This window comes from Sulfurimonas sp., assembly GCF_050296975.1.
Taxonomy (GTDB): domain Bacteria; phylum Campylobacterota; class Campylobacteria; order Campylobacterales; family Sulfurimonadaceae; genus Sulfurimonas.
In genome coordinates, this window is record NZ_JBNKRX010000002.1 from 30673 (window position 1) to 50346 (window position 19674).

At 35.5% G+C, this 19674-nt stretch carries 23 protein-coding genes; 6 read left to right on the forward strand and 17 right to left on the reverse strand.

The genetic code is table 11. From position 1 onward, the window contains the following. Window positions 1-192 precede the first annotated feature (192 nt). The 6 genes from ACQY56_RS00315 to recQ all read left to right on the forward strand — a co-directional run bounded on the left by ACQY56_RS00315 (window position 193) and on the right by recQ (window position 6151). Entirely contained in the window at window positions 193-399 is a 207-nt protein-coding gene (locus ACQY56_RS00315; RefSeq protein ID WP_428737356.1) for a hypothetical protein, read from the forward strand. Then, a complete protein-coding gene (locus ACQY56_RS00320) occupies window positions 396-1079 on the forward strand; it encodes a tetratricopeptide repeat protein (RefSeq protein ID WP_428737357.1) in 684 nt (227 codons plus the stop codon). Before ACQY56_RS00315 ends, ACQY56_RS00320 begins: the two co-directional genes overlap by 4 nt. A gap of 122 nt (window positions 1080-1201) precedes the next feature. Next, window positions 1202-1819, forward strand: a complete 618-nt coding sequence (gene ribE, locus ACQY56_RS00325; protein ID WP_428737358.1) for a riboflavin synthase — start codon at window positions 1202-1204, stop codon at window positions 1817-1819. Between the two features lie 75 nt (window positions 1820-1894). Then, window positions 1895-3043: a DUF3500 domain-containing protein gene (locus ACQY56_RS00330; RefSeq protein WP_428737359.1), complete on the forward strand. Its 1149-nt coding sequence runs from the start codon at window positions 1895-1897 to the stop codon at window positions 3041-3043. A gap of 16 nt (window positions 3044-3059) precedes the next feature. Further along, window positions 3060-4322 (forward strand): HupE/UreJ family protein, encoded by a 1263-nt coding sequence (locus tag ACQY56_RS00335; protein WP_428737360.1) that lies wholly within the window; start codon window positions 3060-3062, stop codon window positions 4320-4322. Window positions 4323-4378: 56 nt separating this feature from the next. Beyond that, complete coding sequence (gene recQ, locus ACQY56_RS00340) at window positions 4379-6151, forward strand: DNA helicase RecQ (RefSeq protein WP_428737361.1); 1773 nt, start codon at window positions 4379-4381, stop codon at window positions 6149-6151. Here the strand turns inward: recQ and ACQY56_RS00345 are convergent. The 17 genes from ACQY56_RS00345 to rplM all read right to left on the reverse strand — a co-directional run bounded on the left by ACQY56_RS00345 (window position 6131) and on the right by rplM (window position 19509). Beyond that, a complete protein-coding gene (locus ACQY56_RS00345; protein WP_428737362.1) occupies window positions 6131-6898 on the reverse strand; it encodes a tRNA (5-methylaminomethyl-2-thiouridine)(34)-methyltransferase MnmD in 768 nt (255 codons plus the stop codon). The two genes, recQ and ACQY56_RS00345, sit on opposite strands and share 21 nt — an antisense overlap. Further along, window positions 6898-7659 (reverse strand): glutamate 5-kinase, encoded by a 762-nt coding sequence (gene proB, locus ACQY56_RS00350; RefSeq protein ID WP_428737363.1) that lies wholly within the window; start codon window positions 7657-7659, stop codon window positions 6898-6900. The genes ACQY56_RS00345 and proB overlap by 1 nt, the downstream gene beginning before the upstream one ends. Window positions 7660-7727: 68 nt before the next feature. Beyond that, window positions 7728-8216 carry a hypothetical protein gene (locus ACQY56_RS00355; RefSeq protein WP_428739726.1) on the reverse strand — a complete coding sequence of 163 codons (489 nt, stop codon included), beginning with the start codon at window positions 8214-8216 and terminating at the stop codon, window positions 7728-7730. A 7-nt stretch (window positions 8217-8223) separates the two neighbouring features. Beyond that, on the reverse strand, window positions 8224-8526 hold the full coding sequence (locus ACQY56_RS00360; RefSeq protein ID WP_428737365.1) for a hypothetical protein: 303 nt from the start codon (window positions 8524-8526) through the stop codon (window positions 8224-8226). Continuing rightward, a complete protein-coding gene (luxS, locus tag ACQY56_RS00365; protein WP_428737366.1) occupies window positions 8527-9036 on the reverse strand; it encodes an S-ribosylhomocysteine lyase in 510 nt (169 codons plus the stop codon). Window positions 9037-9224: 188 nt separating this feature from the next. Further along, a complete protein-coding gene (amrB, locus tag ACQY56_RS00370) occupies window positions 9225-10010 on the reverse strand; it encodes an AmmeMemoRadiSam system protein B (RefSeq protein WP_428737367.1) in 786 nt (261 codons plus the stop codon). Then, window positions 10007-10996 (reverse strand): AmmeMemoRadiSam system radical SAM enzyme, encoded by a 990-nt coding sequence (amrS, locus tag ACQY56_RS00375; protein ID WP_428737368.1) that lies wholly within the window; start codon window positions 10994-10996, stop codon window positions 10007-10009. Before amrS ends, amrB begins: the two co-directional genes overlap by 4 nt. Continuing rightward, on the reverse strand, window positions 10977-11549 hold the full coding sequence (amrA, locus tag ACQY56_RS00380) for an AmmeMemoRadiSam system protein A (protein ID WP_428737369.1): 573 nt from the start codon (window positions 11547-11549) through the stop codon (window positions 10977-10979). Before amrA ends, amrS begins: the two co-directional genes overlap by 20 nt. A 195-nt stretch (window positions 11550-11744) precedes the next feature. Beyond that, window positions 11745-12701: a thiamine pyrophosphate-dependent enzyme gene (locus tag ACQY56_RS00385; RefSeq protein WP_428737370.1), complete on the reverse strand. Its 957-nt coding sequence runs from the start codon at window positions 12699-12701 to the stop codon at window positions 11745-11747. A gap of 9 nt (window positions 12702-12710) precedes the next feature. Then, on the reverse strand, window positions 12711-13934 hold the full coding sequence (locus ACQY56_RS00390) for a 2-oxoacid:ferredoxin oxidoreductase subunit alpha (protein WP_428737371.1): 1224 nt from the start codon (window positions 13932-13934) through the stop codon (window positions 12711-12713). 2 nt (window positions 13935-13936) lie between these two features. Beyond that, window positions 13937-14335 carry a 4Fe-4S dicluster-binding protein gene (locus ACQY56_RS00395; RefSeq protein ID WP_428737372.1) on the reverse strand — a complete coding sequence of 133 codons (399 nt, stop codon included), beginning with the start codon at window positions 14333-14335 and terminating at the stop codon, window positions 13937-13939. Between the two features lie 11 nt (window positions 14336-14346). Then, a complete protein-coding gene (locus ACQY56_RS00400) occupies window positions 14347-14904 on the reverse strand; it encodes a pyruvate flavodoxin oxidoreductase subunit gamma (RefSeq protein ID WP_428737373.1) in 558 nt (185 codons plus the stop codon). Between the two features lie 111 nt (window positions 14905-15015). Beyond that, the gene (locus ACQY56_RS00405) at window positions 15016-15672 is read right to left on the reverse strand and encodes an HAD family hydrolase (RefSeq protein WP_428737374.1); all 657 of its coding nucleotides are present in this window, start codon (window positions 15670-15672) and stop codon (window positions 15016-15018) included. After that, complete coding sequence (locus ACQY56_RS00410) at window positions 15673-17169, reverse strand: peptide-binding protein (RefSeq protein ID WP_428737375.1); 1497 nt, start codon at window positions 17167-17169, stop codon at window positions 15673-15675. It abuts the gene before it with no gap. A gap of 1 nt (window position 17170) precedes the next feature. Continuing rightward, a complete protein-coding gene (locus ACQY56_RS00415; protein WP_428737376.1) occupies window positions 17171-18535 on the reverse strand; it encodes a DUF945 family protein in 1365 nt (454 codons plus the stop codon). Between the two features lie 148 nt (window positions 18536-18683). Then, entirely contained in the window at window positions 18684-19076 is a 393-nt protein-coding gene (gene rpsI / locus ACQY56_RS00420) for a 30S ribosomal protein S9 (RefSeq protein WP_428737377.1), read from the reverse strand. A 10-nt stretch (window positions 19077-19086) separates the two neighbouring features. Then, window positions 19087-19509, reverse strand: a complete 423-nt coding sequence (gene rplM, locus ACQY56_RS00425) for a 50S ribosomal protein L13 (RefSeq protein ID WP_428737378.1) — start codon at window positions 19507-19509, stop codon at window positions 19087-19089. Window positions 19510-19674 lie beyond the last annotated feature (165 nt).

The window sequence follows — 19674 nt, forward strand, 5'->3', positions numbered from 1 at the left end:
AAATGCAACGTCTCAAGCTATGCGAGTTTTGCATTTTTAATCATCGTAAAGCGTTAAGAAAATCAAACTTTCCTGAATGAAGTATTGTTTCTAAATTGCACCTAACAACTTATTTTAAATGGAATTTTATCATTTTTAAGTATCATTTGCATAGTAAACTACTTATGTAGAGATTTATTCAAGGGTTTTTATATGAGCAATGACTTATTTAAAGATTATAAACCAGAAATTTTAGAGTACGATCCTGAAGTTGATGGTAGGGGACAATTTGAACTCAGAGCCGATAGACTACAAACAAAAGAGAACCTTTTAGACAAAATCAGAGATGCAAAAGCTAAAGCTAAAGGGAACCAAACAACCTTTAGACAAAACATACGAACGGAAAACGAAAAGCAATGATACAAGACGCACATAACGCTTACAATGCTGGGGATTTTGAAAAAGCATTGCAACTTTATACACAACTAGTCGAAAATGATCCAAATGCACAAGCATCCCTAGGATTTATGTATCAGATGGGACAAGGGTGTGATCAAGATGATGCAAAAGCGTTAGAGCTTTACACAAAAGCAGCCGAAGCAAAACAACCCTATGCACTTTTTAATCTGGGGATTTTATATGCAAATGGTTTAGGTGGTGTGGAGCATAACCAGTTTAAAGCACATGAACTTTTTATGGAAGCTGCCATTCGTGAAGTACCACAAGCGCAGTATGAAACAGCGTTAATGTTAGAGCGTGGGCTTGGGTGTGTGCAAAACTATTCAGAGGCTGCATTTTGGTATGAAGAGGCTGCTAAGCGTGGGCACTTTGAAGCATTTAACAACTTGGGAACTTTATATAAAGATGGTCTTGGAGTTGTGCAAGATGATGCAAGAACCTTTATCTGTTTTTCACGAGCGGCTGAGGGTGGTTTAGCGCAAGGACTTTATAATCTTGGACTTTTATATGATCAAGGTATTGGGTGTGAAGAGGACCATGACAAGGCACTAGATTATTGTCGTAAAGCGGCATATCAAGGGCATGAAAAAGCTAAGGAAATTATTAAAGGATTACAGGAAGATGGTAAAATTGTGTTTTAGTCGATATTTTAGATTATTTTTTCAAGAGCAAATCCTCCCTTCGGTCTGAGTCTTGAAAAAACAATCAAAAATATCTTAGGCACTCATAAACCATCAACTTAGATCAAGGGAAAAGGACGAAATTGTTTACAGGACTAATACGAGAAATAGCAACTGTTAAAAACTTCGTAGGAAGTAAACTCTGCGTTCGCTCAAAACATAAAGCTGGACTTGGGGATAGTATCGCTATCAATGGAGCTTGTTTGACTGTTATTGAAACTTCACATGATGGGTTTTGTGTTGAGCTTTCTCCCGAGAGTCAAAAACTTCTTGCAATTGAAAACTATAAAAATGAGGTTCACATAGAACCTGCAATGCAGATGGGTGATCGTTTTGAGGGGCATATTGTTCAAGGACATGTTGACACGATCGGAGAGGTTAGCGAAGTTAAAAATAATGGTAACTCTTATGATGTTTTTATAAAGTTAGATAAAAAGTTTATCCCCTACATTGTTCCAAAAGGCTCGATCACTATCGATGGTGTGAGTCTTACGATCAATGAAGTTTTTAGCGACAGTTTTCGCCTCACTATCATTCCGCATACTATGAAAGAAACTCTCTTTAAAAATTACAAAAAAGGCTCACGTGTAAATATTGAGACAGATATGTTTGCTCGTTATATCGCACATATTGTAAAGCATCAAACTTCTACCGATGGTCTTACTTGGGAACAGGTAGATTCTATTAGCTCACTGTATTAAAAATACTTATTTACTTACACTCTACTAACACTTCTGAATTATAATTCTTTCAAATATTAATAGAAGGAAACTCCAATGTCAGTGTTTTACAATAAATTATCTCTAACGTTAATTGCAGGGATTTTTATTTTCTCCCTTGTAGGATGTGGTAACAGTAATGATACTTCAAGTTTGACTGATACAAATAGCTCAGGTTCAACCGAGACAAACTCAACTGATACAAACAGCTCAAGTTCAGCATGTGACGGTGATACTGATATTGAAGTAAGTGTATGTGCTGCTGAAACATTTTTGGCTACATTAACTGATGATCAAGAAGCATCAGTAGTGTATGACTGGGATGATGCTACAGCAAAAACTCGTTGGATCAACCTTCCAGTTCAAGGGCATCCACGTAGCGGTATCACTTTTGAAGAGCTTAGCACTAGTTCAATTACTGCTGCTTTAGCACTTGCAAAAACAGTTTTAAGTGATGCAGGATATGAAGATTTTGCGGGTATACGTGCCGCAGATGATTACCTCAATGAGATCGGAGGTAGTGGTTATGGATCAGAACTCTACTCAATAGCAATTATTGGAACGCCTTCAGTTGATGATGATTGGATGTTAATGTTGGGTGGGCACCACATGGCTTACAACATCACATTCATTAGTGGTACTGGTTATCCTACGCCTCATCATGCTGGAGTTGAACCAAAGGCAAGTTTCGAGATAGAATCAGAAACTTACTCGCCTCTTGCTGATGAGGGTGATGCTATGGTTGCTGTTTTTGATGCACTAAGCACTACGCAACTCTCTGATGCTTATTTAGAAGGGGAGACCTATAGTGATGTTCTCGTTGGTCCTGAATATGAAGTGGGTTATGCTGATACTAGTCGCTATCCTACTAGCAGTAGAGGTCTCTCAGTCTCTGAGCTTTCTGACGCACAAAAAGAGGTACTTATAGCCTCTATTGAGGAGTGGGTAGCAGACTATAGTGGTGATATTTACGATCCACTTATTGCTGATTATACCTCTGATGACGCTCTTAGTGAAACCTATATCGCATGGGCAGGTTCTCAAAGTGCAGGTATTGATGTTGACACCTCTGGGACATATATGCGTATAGATGGTCCACGCGTTTGGATAGAAATTGCTTGTCAAACTGGGGTAATTATCAGTAGTAAGACCCATTATCATGCAATGTATAGAGACAAAGAGATGGATTATGGAGGATCCATCTAAAAGTAAAAGAACTCAAATGAATCGTATTAAACTTTATTTTATCTTTGTTCTTTTTTTTGGACAATATGCCCTAGAAGCACATACTACACAGCGGAGTACAATTTTCTTAGATTTGAGTGAACGTCGTGTAGCTTTGGAAGTCTATCTAGCTGTTAATGAATTACGTCTTGCTGCACCTGAGTTAAACGTAGCTTTAGAGTCTTTAGAGCAACCTCACTTTCAAAAAAGCATCATCACTTATATGCAAAAACATTTGTTAGTTACAGGGGAATCCTCTAAAGATTTTCCTATTCACTATCAAAGTATATCTATGGACAACACTGACCTTCAACCATATCTAGTTATCAGTGCATACGTTGATGCCCCAAAAGCAATAAAAAAGTTCAACATCCATTGTAATGCGATTATTCACCGTGTTGTAAGCCACAAAATATACTTAAGTGTTCGAGGTGATTTTAATAAGGGTGTTTTTGAAGAAAAAGGTAAAATAATTGACATATTTAACTATCAACATTTTGATTCCACTTTTTCTCGTACCTCAGGAGGTTCGTCTGGTTTTTTTGTAATGTTTCAACATGGTATGCAACATATCGCTGAGGGGAGTGATCATCTACTTTTTCTCTTTACTCTTCTTTTACCTATTCCGTTGGTAGCTTCAAAAAGAGCGTGGAATATGCAACGAAAGCCATTGAAAAACTCCATAAAAGAGATATTGAAGATGATTACTGCATTCACTATGGGACATACTCTTACCTTAGCATTAGCTACCTTTAATCTTGTTAGTTTTTCTGTTCAAGGTGTAGAGATTTTAGTTGCAGTATCTATCTTTATCACTGCACTACATGCAATTCGTCCACTTCTAAGACGTTTCGTATTTCTTACTACAGCAGTTTTTGGAATGGTGCATGGATTAGCATTTTCTGAAACTCTAACTCTGTTTCATTTTGATCCTCTCACACAAGGAATCTCTTTAATTGGATTTACTTTAGGGATTGAAACTATGCAGTTGATACTTACTCTATTAGTGATGCCATTGCTCATTTGTATTACACTAGTACCACGCTTTTTTTATTATTTTAGAATCACTGGAGCACTTTTTGCAATGATTGCTGCACTGAGTTGGATAAGTGCTCGTATTATGGAAAAAACTTTTTTCATAACAAATTTCTTCGATAACTTACCACAACAAGGGATCTATATTTTTGCTTTATTACTTTTTATGAGTATGTTTAGTCTTAACTACTTTTTTTATATGCAAAGAACTAAAATATATAAATAATACACAAGATATATTTATGTATCATGTTGTATCTATTTTAGGAGCTTTGCTGGTAAATGAAGCAAAAAGTATTAAAAGACACCTTTGGGCATAACAGCTTTCGAGAGCTTCAAGAGGATGGGATTGACGCTATTTTAAGTGGTCGTGATCTACTTATGATCCTACCAACTGGTGGTGGAAAAAGTTTGGTTTACCAGCTTCCAACTATGATGATCTCTGGGGTTACGATCGTCATCTCTCCGCTGATCGCACTTATGCAAGATCAAGTAGCCTCACTTCAAGCCCAACAGATAGCCGCTGCGATGCTTTCAAGTGCACAAAACTTTGAAGAGGTTGAGGCTACAATTGCACAACTTTACCGTAATGAGTTAAAGTTTTTATACCTCTCTCCAGAGCGTCTAAACAACCCTACAACACTTGAACTACTTCATAATATAAACATCAATTTTTTTGTGATCGACGAGGCGCATTGTATCTCACAATGGGGGCATGAATTTCGTGATGATTATCGCTCGTTAGGGCAACTTAAACGGGAATTTCCAGACAAAACTATCGCTGCTTTTACCGCTACCTCAACTGAGCATGTGACCGAGGATATTTTAAGAGAACTGCAACTACAAAATCCTCTTGTTCTAAAAGGGAAAATTTTTCGCAAAAATCTTTTTATCTCTATGCAAAGACGTATCTCAAATGGTCAAGCACAACTCAAAAACTTTCTTTTAAACCACCAAAATGAAGCTGGAATCATCTATGTAAGTTCAAGAAAAAAAGCGGAAGACTTCAGCTCTCAACTTAACCTTGCTGGATATAAAACACTCCCGTATCACGCAGGTTTGCCGCAACATATTCGTGAGCAAAACTTCAAACTTTTTGTAAATGATCATATCAACATCATCGTTGCAACGATCGCTTTTGGGATGGGGATTGATAAAGCAGATATCCGTTTTGTTGTGCATATGAGTTTGCCAAAGTCACTAGAGAACTACTACCAAGAGATCGGACGTGCTGGACGTGACGGAGAAGATGCAGAAGTGCTTTTACTCTTTAACGCAGGAGATATAGCACAACATAAACGCTACCTTGATGAGATCATGGATATGAGCTATAAAGAGCATCTAGCTGCAAAGATAGATACGATCTACAAATACGCTACAAGTGAGCTTTGTTTCCATCAACAACTGGCAAACTATTTTGATGATACTTTAGAGGAGTGTAAAGATCGTTGTGAAAACTGCCTCAGTGATGAAGAGAGTAAAGATATAACCAAAGAGGTGCAGATGTTACTAAGTTGTATCTATAAAACCAACCAAACTTTTGGGAAAAACTACATTATCGATGTGCTTCGTGGATCAAGTGAGCAAAAGCTTCTCTCTAACGGTGCTGATAAACTCTCAGTCTACTCTATTGGCTCACACTTGAGTAAAAAAGAGTGGTTTGTGATCGTTGAGCGGGTTTTAGAGTTAAACATCATCACTCTTGGGGAGTTTCAAGCACTCAAACTTACAAATGAAGCTATAAAAATTTTAAAATCTCTTGCAATGGTAAATATAAAAGCCTCACGCCTCAATGTTGTAGAAAAACAAAAAGCGAAAAAACTTCAAGAGGAGTTTGCATTTGATCGTAATCTTTTTGAGCGTCTACGTGAAAAACGAAAAGAGTTAGCTGAGGAATTAGAGGTTCCAGCTTACATCATTTTCAGCGATAAAACCCTTAAACATTTAGCCTCAGATATGCCAACAAACAAAGAGGAGATGTTAGAGGTAAATGGTGTGGGAATGAAAAAGTATGAGCAATTTGGAGAGGAGTTCTTAACTGTTATAAATTCCTAAATCCTTTAATGGTTCAACATCTGGATTACACTTAATTTTATGCTCCATATCTACCTTGTCATACCCATGTAAAGTGGAAAATGAAGCCAATGTAGCATCTCTAAAATCTTTACCACTATTAAGGTAGATATTAAGACCATTATTGTGTAATGCCAGACGAGTTTTTAGAGCCGTTGAATAAGTAGTTAAAACACCCTCTTGCTTCATCGCTTTTGCAACATCGAAAAAATATTCCTGTGTCCATAAAACAGGGTTAGTTGCAGGGCTAAAAGCATCTTGATACACTATATCAAACCTATTTTCAAAACGCTTTATATACTCCCTTGCATCCCCGATAAAAAGTTCTATAAAATAACTATCATCTTCATATTTTCCTGTTTGGCTTAATTGCAAAACAATCTCTTTAAAATCCTCAAACTCTTTTGGATAGGTAAAGTTTTTGAGTGACTCTATCAACTCTCTATCGAGCTCTGGAGAGTAAATATAAAGTTTTGAAGTTAAAGCATTTTGTTGATGGTAAAACAGTGTTGCTAAAGTATTAAAACCAAGTCCAAAACATATATCTAATATATGTAACTCATCTTTATCTTTTAAAAGTGTAAATGCTGGTTCTATATGCTTTTTAAAACTCTCTTTGAGTGCACCATCTTTTGTAGAGTGATAGTGCTCATCATACTCTTTTGAGTACGCTGTAAAGCTTCCATCTTCACTCAAAACTTGCTTATGATTTAAACCATCGAACTTCATTATTTTTTAATAAATAGGGTTCCTTCTTCACGATTATCAGTGAAAAGGAAGTCTCTTGCAGCACTAAGATCAAATCCACTACATAAAAACATACTTCTACCTTTTCCCATGATGTAGTTTGCAGCTTTTAATTTTGTCACAATCCCACCTGTTGCAAACTCATTGTTTGGAGAGTGTGCCTGATTTAAATCTGATTCTTTGATCTCATTGACCTCTTTTAAAAGCTTCGCATCTGGATTCTTTTTAGGATTATCATCATAATATCCTTTAATATCGCTGAGTATTATCAATATATCTGCATTTGTATAATGTGCCACATGCGCTGAGAGTTGATCATTATCTCCAAATAGCTGATCTGATGTAGTTGAGATATCATTTTCATTTACAATTGGTAAGATTCCATTTTCTAAAGCACTATCTATAATATCTTGAAAAATCTTTGTATGTACACGTGAGTCAAAGTCCTCTTCTGTTAAAAGAATCTGTGCAATATCTACACCAAAAATATCAAATTTATTTTTGTAACTATGCATAAGTATAGGCTGCCCAACAGAAGCAAGTACCCTTTTACTTACTGCTTTTTTCCGATCTAGTTTTAATGCTGTGTATCCCGATGCAACTGCTCCTGAGCTAACAAGTATAACCTCATACTTTTTTCTCGCCTCTGCGATCAAAGACACCAGATTTAACATTCTCTCTTTAGCAACCTCATCTCTGTTTGTTAAAACACTACTTCCAACTTTAAATACTATTCGTTTCAATTATCTTCCTTTCACCGTTTTGCTTTTCAATATAACATATCAAGCTTAGTGTGAAGTAAAATAAAATTTTATAACCCATTACCCCACATATGAAGTTTTTTTGCCATTATAAGATCATACCCTTCTAACACCTCTATAGAGTTGGCTGAGCGAAATTCATACTCCTCTAGTAGCTCTAAAGTTTCAGGTATATCCATCACACCTTTTTTCTCCATTATAACAATATGAGCAGCATTTGCTAAAGTTGTGTAGGCTATTTTTAAAAGCTGTTTTGGTTTTGTGTGTTTTGAGAGTATATCTTTAAATATCAGCACATCATGATCGCGTGGCAAGGCTCGAAATGGTTTTGAGAAGTTATCTATTTGTTGTTTTGTTTGTATATTGAGCGCTTCAAAACTTTTCTTATCTTGTGTATAGTAAGCAACTCGAAGCTCTCCATGTACACTTTGGAGCCGTTGATCGAGTGCTGTTGTAGTTGCATCTGGTTCAGTTGTTACCTGTAGATAACAATTCCCTGGAAGTGGATTAAAAAGCTCTAAAAACTGTTTTAAATCCATAGAGTTTTTACACCGCCATATCGTGAAGCTCACGAAATAGATACGCTTCTACTATATCATCTATACTTCGTTGTGTATGGGCAACTAAAGGCATCATATTGTACTCCATAAACGGCATTGGATTTTCAAAGTCATTGATGAGTATGACCGCTTCAGAGAAGTTATCAAAAGCATCAAATTCATTCGCATGATTTATTTCAACAACTTCCCCCTCTTGCACTAAAAGTTGTGCCCAAATTTTTGCATCCATTACACTTGTTAATTTTGCTTCTTGAACATCCTCACTATCCATAGGCAGAAGTAAATACATCTATTTTTTTCCTAACTTCTTTAGATTGAGCTTGAGTTTTTCATTATCCATTACACCGATTTTATGACTTAATACATCACTTGCTATCTTTTTAGCATTTTTCAGTGAGTGCATTTTATATGTGCCACATTGATATTTATTTAACTCTGGAATATCTTTTTTTGCTTTTACACCAAGTACATCTTCCATAGACTTTTTCCAAGCAGTAGCTACTTTTTTCTCAGAAGGTGCACCCAATACAGACATATAAAAACCTGTACGACATCCCATTGGAGAGATATCAATAATCTCTACACTTTTAGAGTTTAAATGATCACGCATAAAACCAGCAAAAAGGTGCTCTAATGTATGGATTCCACGTCCATCCATCTTATCTACGTTTGGTTTATAAAAACGAAGATCGTAAACTGTGATTTTATCTCCAGAAGGTGATTTCATCCCTTTAGCTTTGCGAACTGCTGGGGCTGGCATAATTGTATGGTCAACTGTAAATGAATCTAAAAGAGGCATAATATTTTTCCTTAATTTTATTTTATAAAATGAAGGAAACCCTTCATTCTTGTTCATACGATGTCGGAAGTAATTCCATCATCTACGCTAACGCTTGGTTCTCTTCGGCAGAGAGCCCATTGCACTAGTGCAATTTTACTGAGCATTTTATCTAGTTTTGTCTTTATATTTCTGAGGTTTGAAACTAATTATGTAAAATAAGCACTCACATATCCAACTACACTACTGACATCATTACTTGCATCTGCACTTGTTCTATAATCTATAATATGTGGATGCATACTGGCTTTTTTTGCACTTAGCAATACAGCTTCAACACCAATTTTTCCACACGCTTCACACCCTTCATGGAGTCTATTGATTTGCATATTTTCTATCGATTCTATACAGATACGATCAATTATATTTGCCTCTCTAAGTGTATAAAAATGACTCAAATCTGTACTTATTATGACTCCTATACCCGTATTTTCTAAAAGTAAATCGATGATTTTTGAGATATTTTCTGGTTTTTCATTTGAGTATACAAGTTCCACAAGTGTAGCATCAGGGATATAATATTTTAATAGAGGAAATTGTACTTCTGTAGAGTGTTCATGATGTGCTTGTGGCATACATTTGAGTGTAACCTTTTCTTGTAACATTTTAACTATCTCTCTATCAGACTCTAAAGTACCAAATGGTGTTTTGTACTCTTCATAATCACATACACTTACACCATCAAAACCAACACGATGAGATGGACCAATAACTACAAACCTTTTAATCTCAGAATTTTTTAGAATTCTATAGGCCACATTTGCTGTAAAACCAGAGTACACATACCCAGCATGGGGTACGATTACCACCCTGCTTTTTGCATCTGAGAGGGTAAAGTGTCTATCGTATACTTTGTTAAAATAGGTGAGATACTTTTCGATCTCCTCTTTAGAATCGGGGTAAAAACTTCCAGCTACACTCATCTCTCTAATCATTGCCAAACTCCTTGTATAAGTTCACCACATTTACAACACTTGCTCTCATATAGACAAGTCAGTTCACTACTATATCCATCTCTGTTTATTATTTTTGTCCCACATTTTGGGCAATACGAGCTTCCATCAGCTCTCACATTACCCAAATACACATATTTAAGCCCATATTTTTGCCCTATATCTTTTGCATATAAAAGTGTCTCGATCGGAGTGTTTGGCGTATCTAACATCTTATAAGTTGGATGAAATGCACTTAGATGCCAAGGGGTATCTACACCTAATTTAGTTGCTATGAACTCCGCCATCTTTTCTATCTCCTCTTGAGAATCATTTACATTTGGTATAAGAAGCGTAGTCACTTCAAGCCAAATCTTGCTCTTTGCAAATCCAACTAAAGACTCCAGTACCCCATCAAGATTGGTTTTGAGTACTTTTTTATAATAATCATGTGAAAAACCTTTAAGATCGATATTTGCCGCATCTACCCAGCTTATCATATCTTCTAAAACCTCTTGCGATTCAAAACCACTTGAAACAAACACATTTTTTAAACCTTTTTCTTTTGCTAGTAACCCTATATCTTTTGCATAAGGGTACCAAATTGTCGGCTCATTATAAGTGTAAGAGATACTTTCACAATTATGTTCTAACGCTAACTCTACTATCTTTTGGGGTGGATAATTTGCTGCCTCATTTATCTCAGTTGTTTGCGATATCTCATAGTTTTGACAAAATGGGCATCGAAAGTTACACCCAACTGTTCCAAGTGACAATGAACGACTAGCTGGGAGAAAATGGTAGAGTGGTTTTTTCTCGATCGGATCAATATGCAAAGCACTTGGGTGTCCATATGTTTTATTGACTAACTCCCCACCAATGTTATAGTTAATGCCACATATTCCACTTTTATCCTCCTTAAGAGTACAATAATGCTGACATAATATACAAGTAATAGAATGCCCATCTTTATAGCGGTAATATTGCATCAAAATCCTCCTCGATTACTTCAACCCTATAACGATAGATTATTGGATGTTGTTGATATATTGATGGATTTGTACCCGCTTTGTATGCTAGATGTTCTAAAAATTGTTCTGTAGTTGGAAGCTGATCCCACACTTGGGGTAAAAATGTACCTTGATATCCACCAGCTTTGAGTATAAGTCCATCTTTTTTAGGAACTATTTTTAATTTAAGATCATCATAATCACTATACTCTATAGGTTCTGGTGTAGTTAAAACAGAAACTTCCAAGTTAATACTATCAAGTTCTCCAACTCTCACGGGGGAAAATCTCGGATCACGAAATGCTGCTGAAGCGGCATTGTCAAGAATATCTTCTAAAAGTGTTTTATGTGCTATGATCGAGCCTATACACCCACGCAGATCTTTATTGAAATGTAGTGTAACAAAACAAGCACCCTGCTCATTTAAAAATGGATATAATGTACCTAATTCACTTGCATCAAAACTATAACCAGCATCTAACTTTGCCAATATCGCACTCTTAGCAATACGCAATAAAATCGGATCAAGCATAAAAAACCTCCACAAGTTTGGAGCTAATGAAATATTATAATACAAAAAAATGAAAAAAGAAAAGAATATAAAAAAATAAAAAAATCGATAGAAGTTTTAGATTTGGTGTAGATTGTGTTTAACTCAGATAAAGGCTAGACTAAAAGTCTGCCGTATCTAAGTTGGACGCAAGATGCATCGAAGATGAAACTTCGCTTATACGCGAGCTTCTTCGCGGCGCTGTAACTGCTCCCACTTCGCATCTACTCTCTCTTGCCACTCTTTGATTAAGTATTTGTACTCATCTTTAAAAAGGTGTTTAAAACGCCCTTGAGCTGCTAAATACTCTTCAACTGGGATAATATTTTTAGGACGATATGTAATGTTTAACTCATGTCCATCAATGATTTCATAAAGTGGAAATACTAAAGAATCAGTTGCTAAATCAGCTACACTCATAGTATCTTTTGGATCAAATTTCCACTCAGTTGTACATGGAGACATAGCATTGATAAATACTGGTCCCTCTACTGCCATACCGTGTTGGATTTTTTTCACCATATCTTTCCATTTATTTGGAGCAACTTGTGCAGAGTATGGGATACCATGACTAGCCATGATAGCTACCATATCTTTTTTATTTCTTTTTTCACCATAACTTACACGACCAGCTGGAGAAGTTGTAGCACTTGAACCAATTGGTGTAGAAGATGAACGCTGACCACCAGTGTTTGCATATACTTCGTTATCTAAAACAACATGCATGATATTGTGCCCACGCTCCATACATCCAGAAATCCACTGAAAACCGATGTCATACGATGCACCATCACCTGCGAAAGATACAAATTTTGGTGTACGCTCAGGTTGTTTTAGTCTACCTTTACGAGCAAGTGCTTTGTGCATAGCTTCAGCCCCCGCAACTGCAGTTGAACCATTCTCAAAACCGATATGTATCCAAGAAGCATCCCATGATGTATATGGGTAAACTGCTGTACAAACTTCCAAACATCCAGTTGAAGCTGAAAGTACTAAGTCATCATTTGTAGCATTTAAAACTTCACGAACGATGATTGAGTGAGCACAACCAGGACAAAGAAGGTTAGCACCCTCAAATCTGTCTGCTGAAGTTGAAAACTCTTTTAAGTTTTTAATTTTTTTCATTTCACTCATGATTAAATCCTATAAAAATGCTAATTTCGGTCCACGAACACCGATAAATTGTTGTAATGGTGTAGTCACTTTACCAGCATCAACATTTGCTTGAAGCTCAGTATATAACTCTACTAAATGTTTTTTAGTTAAGTCACGACCACCAAGACCATATACATAACCACTAAGCATTGCTTTTGTATCTGTGTTAAACAATGCACCAGCAATTTCGTTGAATAACATACCAGGTGCACCATTTGGAGATGAACGATCTAACGCTGCGATAGCTTTTACATCTTTCAGTGCTTCAATGATTTGATCAAATGGGAATGGACGGATAACTCTGATACCTACAACACCAGCTTTGATCCCTTCTGCTCTCATCTGTGTTGCTACTTCACGTGCAGTTTCAACTGATGTACCCATACAAACAACTGCTACATCAGCATCATCCATATCATACTTTTCAACAAGATTATATTTACGACCTGTAAGTTTTTCAAACTCGGCAAATGCAACTTCAATTTTTGGAATAACCTTTGTCATTAGGTCATTGTGTTGACGAGCTTTATGCTCAAAGTGCCAATCTTCCTCAGTTTGTACACCGTGAGTTACTGGATGTTCAAAATCAAGCATGTCGTTCATTGGCTGATATTCACCAACAAAACCATACGCTGTATCATCACTTAAAGTGTGTACACCTTGTGCAGTGTGTGAAGTCATGAAACCATCTTGGTGAACCATTGCAGGAAGTCTTACATCGTGATCTTCTGAAACTTTAAAAGCGATAAAGTTAAGGTCATACGCTTCTTGAGGACAGTATGCATCAAACTGTATCCAACCAGAGTCACGTCCAAGGTACATATCTGAGTGATCCCCATTAACATTTAGTGGAGCAGCAAGTGCACGATTTACTACGTTAAGTACAATTGGTAAACGCATACCAGATGCTTGATAAAGAACCTCAACCATTAAAGCAAAACCTTGAGAAGATGTTGCAGTAGCAACACGACCACCAGCAGCAGCGGCACCTACACAGCCACTCATTGCAGCATGTTCAGATTCAACCATAACAAACTCACCCTCAACGTAGTTGTTTGCTAAGAAACTAGCATAGTTTTCAACTATTGGAGTAGAAGGTGTAATAGGATACGCTGCAACAACATCAATTTGTACTTGACGCATCGCATGGCTTGCTGCCATATTTCCATCCCAAACTTCTACGTCTCTTAATTCCATTTTATCAAATGCCATCTCTAGTTCTCCTTGCTTTGTTTCTCTGGCCAGTTAGCGATCTCTGTCTCTTCATCTGCTTGTTCTGGGAACATCATAAGTGATTTAGGATTTGTAGGACAAACCTCAACACAGATACCACACCCTTTACAGTGATCCATATCTACACCTACCATTTTTTTATCTCTAGAAATGATAGAAATATCGGGACAATATACCCAACAAAACTGACAGTCTATACAATAGTTTTTATTGAAAACTGGTTTGATAATTCTCCAGTCTGCTACTGATGCAGAGAATGAGTTGTTTTGTGAATAATTACGATCCTCTTGTACTACACCAGCAACATTATCTGTTACTACACCATCAAAAGAACGTAACATAGCTCCGATTTCAAATTCATTCCAACCTGTATTTGCCATTTATACGCTCCTTACTTTACTTCATCAAATGCGCGCTGAATAGCGACCATATTTGCATCGATAATTTTTTGTGGTAACTTACCAAGAATTCTTTGCATACTCTCTTTAAAGAACTCGATATCATACATACCAGAAATCTTCATAAATGCTCCAAGCATTGGCGTATTTGGGATAGGACGACCAATAGTTTCTTGGGCAATTCTAATACAATCAAGAGTATACACTTCTTTATCAGCTAGCTTTGGTTGTGATTTTTTCAACTCTTCTGTGCTCATGTGAGTTGTGATAATGTACTTTGTAGTATCTTTGTGGTTAATAGTTACATCTGATGTGTAAACTAATGCAGGGTCTATTACAAATACATAATCAGGTTCCATATATTTTTCGTGATTCATAATCACAGTATCATCTACACGGTTGTATGCAGTCATGGCAGCACCACGTTTTGCTGAACCATAAAATGCAAACGCTTGCACATGCTTACCAGTTGTAGAAATTACGTCAGCTAAACCTTTAGCACCTGTTACAGCACCTTGTCCAGCACGACTATGCCATCTGATCTCTAGCATATATTCTCCTTAATCCTTTAGAGAAATGTGATCTTTTCTCTATACTTTTAGATAGCAGTATTTTAGAGAAGATGCACTTAAATATAGCTTGATGATGTAATCTAGGTATTTTTAGAAGGGTATGTGTGTAGTTTTTCTACCCTCTAAATATTCAATAGCTTCAATTGTATTGTTAAATATTGTTTTAGTATGTTTTAAGAGTGTCTCTTTATCCCCATATCCGCTCAGCACTCCTATACTTTTTACACAAGCACTTTGTGCACTGATAAGATCAAGTTCTGTATCACCTATCATCCAAATATCTTTAGCATCAATATTTTCAAAACTTTTTAGCGCTGTCAATATAGGTTCAGCATGTGGTTTTGGATTTTGCACATCTTCACGACCAATTAAGACTTTAAATTTTTCCATTAATCCAAAATGTTCCATCAAAATTTTTGAATATTTAGCTGTTTTTGTTGTCACTATTCCAAGTTCTGCAAATTCACTTGCTAGATATATAGCTTCTTTTGCAAATGGAAGTAACTCAGTTTTTTGTGTCGATATCTCTCTATAATACTCTTTATAAGTATCAACAAAATCCCACACCTTCTCTTGGGGAGCACCAAGTTCACTAAACATCACATCTAACGGATGACCAATAAGTGCTTTGATTTCTTCATCGCTTGGATGTGGATATTGATACATCTCAAATGAATGATGAAACCCTTCAAGTATAGCCTCTGTTGAGTCTATTAAAGTTCCATCAAGATCAAAAAGTATTATCAACTATTTCTCCCACTCTATGTAATTATGCCAGATACCACTAAGTGCAGGTTGCACATTTTTTATATCTTTATTTACGGCAGTTATGGAGTTTGGAATATATAAAAAAAGATATGGATTATCATCTGTGATTATTTTAAACATCTTCTGCCAATATTTTACTAATTCTTTTCTATCACTTATTGATTCAGATTTTTTTATCAAAACGTCAAGCTCTTGATTTTTATATCCTACAAGATTAAAACCATTTTTTTTATCACTTTCACTATGCCAAAGATAGTAAGGGTCTGGTGTAGGAGAAAGACTCCAAGCAAGTAAAATGGTATCAAATTTACGTGGATGTACTGTTGTGTTTAAAAAAGCCTGCCACTCCATCACCCTTAATGTTACAACCACACCTACTTGTTGCAATTGATGTTGTAATATTTCCGCAGCATATGGTCGAATAGGATCAGAATTTGAAGTAGCAATCTCAAATGTTAAAGGATGATTTTTATCGTATCCTGCACGTTTCAATAACTGTTTTGCTTCTTCTATGTTTTGCTCTGGAGCCTTGATATCTGGATTAAAAGCTGCACTTCCAGGTAAAAAAGGACCTGTACATACTTTTGCATGTTTAAAAAAGAGCATATCAACTAACTCTTGTCTATTTATAGCAAGTGAAAGTGCACGTCTTACATCTGGATTTTGAAATTTTTTTCGGCGCAAATTAAAACCGAGATATGCGTACACAGGTGCAATTTGCTCATAAAGATTAAAATGCTCTAAAAAATCTTGTTTGATCTTTTTTTCATATGCAATAGCCTCTAAATTACCAATATCCAATTTTGAAGATTTCAACATCAAAAAACTTGTAGTAGCATCTGGGATCACATGAAAAGCGATTTTATCGATCTTAGCCCTACCTTCAAAATAATCATCAAATGCTACAAGCTCAATATCTTTAGAAAACTCTAATTTACTAAGTTTATATGGGCCTGTGCCTATCGGATTTGTATTGAACTTTGAGCTCATAAAATTTATTTCATCATTTAAAATATGCTCAGGGATAATCCCCATCATCCAGATTTCTAATGCTTTAAAATAAGGCTTTTTATAGTTTACTTTCACTGTATATTTGTCCAGCAACTCTACACTCTCTACAAAACGAAAACCTGAACTATATGGTGTTGCAATCTTATTTGAGATTAAAGTTTCATAAGTAAAAAGTACATCTTTTGCACTAAATTCTTCTCCATCATGCCATTTGACACCTTTTTGAAGTTTAAATATAAGAGTTTTACTATCTTCAAAATAATATTTTTTTGCAAGGTCTCCAATAATGTTTTTGTTCTCTTTGTCGTATTTCAAAAGTCCATTAAAAATAAAACCTGCTATTTCAGAAGAGCTAGAATCTGTTGCGAGTAGAGGGTTTAGACGTGATGGATTGGACGACGTTGCAAGATGCAAAGTCGACGCAAAAAGATTATACGCAAAAAAAAGTGCTAAAAAGAGTCTCATACTATCTTACAGGTTTTCCATTCACACTCAATTTTCCATCTTTAAACTCAGATTTGAAAGTTACTTTATCGCCATCAATTTGGGCATATTGTGCAATCTCTCCTGTTTGATCTATCTCTTCATAAAGATTTTTTGGGATGATGAACTCAGAATTCATATCTATATTTTGCAGAGCTTCCATTGGCATACGTTTTAGTTTTGTAGCCAAATCAGGGTCCTCTTTAAAGTTTACTAAGGCATTAAAACTTAAGTTTTTGTACTCTTTATTTTTGTTATACACAACTTCATCAACAGAGATATTTTTGACATTTAACTCTAAACCTTTTGAGAGTAAATCAGCTACAGTTTTCTCTATCTCTTGTTCTGCTTGGTAGTTCATATTTGATCTATTTTTTGATATTAACTCTTGTAATTTTGCAAATAAATCTTTATCAAGTTTCTCTACTGAAAGCGCATATTTAAACTCTTTCATTACAAGGTCTAAATCTGAGCCTTTAATTGTCATATCTTTAAAATATGTATCACCAAAGATTTTTGTTTTCTCACCCTTATCATCTGAAGAAAATTTTCCTTTGATATCATTGAGGTCAAAATAAACATCGTTATACTTCTCATCTAACACAAACTTGAAATTTTTTGCATTGATATCTGTATCGTATGTTGCTTTTGATGCAAAAGCAGAACTCCCTTTAAAATCCTCTAGGGCAAATACAAGTTTATTGTTCTTAGCAGTTACATTTAATTTCATTTTTCCAAGAGTGAAATTTGAACTCTTCGGTGCGATAAGCTCTCCCTCTCCATCAAACTTTGTATCGTTCAGTGCTAAGTTTAAAACTGTACCATCATTGAGATTAAATGTTTGATCTATATCTTTAATATACCCATCAAACTGCTCACTACCGAGGTGATAATTGATATGATAATTTATACCCTTAGAACCTAAAAAAGTGTTCAGTTGATCATAAAAATTTGTATCTTTTCTTTTGAGTGAATCCATCATCTGCTGTGAAAAATCCATAGGGTAAATATCAACTGCAACTGTACTAAAAAATGGAATATTACTATACTCAACATCTACACCAACTACTACACCATTGATTACAGAATCAACATATGGTGGGATTTGACTAGTAGCGTATTGATTTAAAAAATCGATAAATTTAGCACCATCATCTAAGATAAATTCATAATGTTTTGAACTTGTTAAATATGAACTATTTTGTGAAGAATTTTTCACACCTACTCCATGAGTTTTGAGTTCTTCTATTCTCTCATTCATAGTAGAGTTTACATATTGATTTCCTATGATTGGTAAAGCTGCTAGTGCACCAACAACAAGAACTGCGATGATTGTGATCTTTTTCATCTGTTTAACCTTTATATTTTAGTTTAAACATTATATACAAAAGTTTACAAATAAAAGTGAAATAAAAATACGATTTGTGCATATTAGGGGATTGGAAAATATCCAGAGAAGCCTCTGGATACAAAGAAGTTTTTCTCGAAATAACCGATTAACGTTTAGAGAATTGACGAGAACGACGAGCTTTACGTTTACCTGGTTTTTTACGTTCAACAACACGTGAATCACGAGTCATCATACCCTCAGGTTTAAGGATTGCTTTTAATTCTGGATTAAATTTTACTAAAGCACGGCTGATTCCATGACGAAGAGCATCAGCTTGACCACCGAAACCACCACCTAAAGTAGTAGCAACGATATCTACAGCTTCCGCTTGTTTAGTAATGTTTAGTGGTTGTTTTACACGAAGTTTTTTCGCTTCTAGACCACCTAAAAATGCGTCTAATGAAAGACCATTTACAGTAATTTTACCGCTACCTGGAGTTAACCAAACTTTAGCGATTGAGCTTTTACGACGACCAGTTGCATAAATTTTGTTTGCCATATATCAATCCTTACTTAGCAATTTGTGCAGTGTGAGGATGTTCAGCACCTGCATATACTTTTAATTTTTTAAGCATTTTTGCACCAAGCTTAGTTTTAGGAAGCATACCGCGAGTCGCTAATTTGTATAGTTTCTCAGGGTTTTTCTCTAAAAGCTCAGTCATTTTAACACTTTTAACACTACCGAAGTATCCAGAGTGTGAGTGATATTCTTTGTTAGAAATTTTGTCTAACCCTTTGAATGTTGCTTTAGAAGCGTTGATGATAACTACATAGTCACCACAGTCAATATTTGGAGTGAAACATGGTTTGTTTTTTCCACGAAGAATAGTAGCTACTTCAGTGATTAAACGACCAAATGTTTTACCCTCTGCATCGATTAAAACCCATTTTTGATCGATCTGTTCAGCAGAAGCAATTTTAGTAAATTTCATTCTTGAACCTTTCAAGTTTATATTTAAGTGGTGGAAGTATAGCTAGATTTTCTTAAAAACTACTTAATTTAAGTTAATTTTAATATTAAAAAGATGATTCATATTTTTCTTATGAAAAAGAGGTATTATTATAACGAAAATATCTTATTATTCAAACTCTCTTCA

Bases quoted from the DNA above. Each gene is read 5' to 3' on its own strand.
- luxS (WP_428737366.1), bottom strand. From the start codon at position 9,036: ATGCCTCTTTTAGATTCATTTACAGTTGACCATACAATTATGCCAGCC.
- ACQY56_RS00320 (WP_428737357.1), top strand. From the start codon at position 396: ATGATACAAGACGCACATAACGCTTACAATGCTGGGGATTTTGAAAAA.
- amrS (WP_428737368.1), bottom strand. From the start codon at position 10,996: ATGCAATATTACCGCTATAAAGATGGGCATTCTATTACTTGTATATTA.
- amrA (WP_428737369.1), bottom strand. From the start codon at position 11,549: ATGCTTGATCCGATTTTATTGCGTATTGCTAAGAGTGCGATATTGGCA.
- ACQY56_RS00400 (WP_428737373.1), bottom strand. From the start codon at position 14,904: ATGCTAGAGATCAGATGGCATAGTCGTGCTGGACAAGGTGCTGTAACA.
- ACQY56_RS00345 (WP_428737362.1), bottom strand. From the start codon at position 6,898: ATGAAGTTCGATGGTTTAAATCATAAGCAAGTTTTGAGTGAAGATGGA.
- ACQY56_RS00390 (WP_428737371.1), bottom strand. From the start codon at position 13,934: ATGGCATTTGATAAAATGGAATTAAGAGACGTAGAAGTTTGGGATGGA.
- amrB (WP_428737367.1), bottom strand. From the start codon at position 10,010: ATGATTAGAGAGATGAGTGTAGCTGGAAGTTTTTACCCCGATTCTAAA.
- ACQY56_RS00385 (WP_428737370.1), bottom strand. From the start codon at position 12,701: ATGAGTGAAATGAAAAAAATTAAAAACTTAAAAGAGTTTTCAACTTCA.
- rpsI (WP_428737377.1), bottom strand. From the start codon at position 19,076: ATGGCAAACAAAATTTATGCAACTGGTCGTCGTAAAAGCTCAATCGCT.
- recQ (WP_428737361.1), top strand. From the start codon at position 4,379: ATGAAGCAAAAAGTATTAAAAGACACCTTTGGGCATAACAGCTTTCGA.
- ACQY56_RS00330 (WP_428737359.1), top strand. From the start codon at position 1,895: ATGTCAGTGTTTTACAATAAATTATCTCTAACGTTAATTGCAGGGATT.
- ACQY56_RS00415 (WP_428737376.1), bottom strand. From the start codon at position 18,535: ATGAAAAAGATCACAATCATCGCAGTTCTTGTTGTTGGTGCACTAGCA.
- ACQY56_RS00315 (WP_428737356.1), top strand. From the start codon at position 193: ATGAGCAATGACTTATTTAAAGATTATAAACCAGAAATTTTAGAGTAC.
- ACQY56_RS00410 (WP_428737375.1), bottom strand. From the start codon at position 17,169: ATGAGACTCTTTTTAGCACTTTTTTTTGCGTATAATCTTTTTGCGTCG.
- ACQY56_RS00360 (WP_428737365.1), bottom strand. From the start codon at position 8,526: ATGTATTTACTTCTGCCTATGGATAGTGAGGATGTTCAAGAAGCAAAA.
- ACQY56_RS00355 (WP_428739726.1), bottom strand. From the start codon at position 8,216: ATGGATTTAAAACAGTTTTTAGAGCTTTTTAATCCACTTCCAGGGAAT.
- ACQY56_RS00395 (WP_428737372.1), bottom strand. From the start codon at position 14,335: ATGGCAAATACAGGTTGGAATGAATTTGAAATCGGAGCTATGTTACGT.
- rplM (WP_428737378.1), bottom strand. From the start codon at position 19,509: ATGAAATTTACTAAAATTGCTTCTGCTGAACAGATCGATCAAAAATGG.
- ACQY56_RS00335 (WP_428737360.1), top strand. From the start codon at position 3,060: ATGAATCGTATTAAACTTTATTTTATCTTTGTTCTTTTTTTTGGACAA.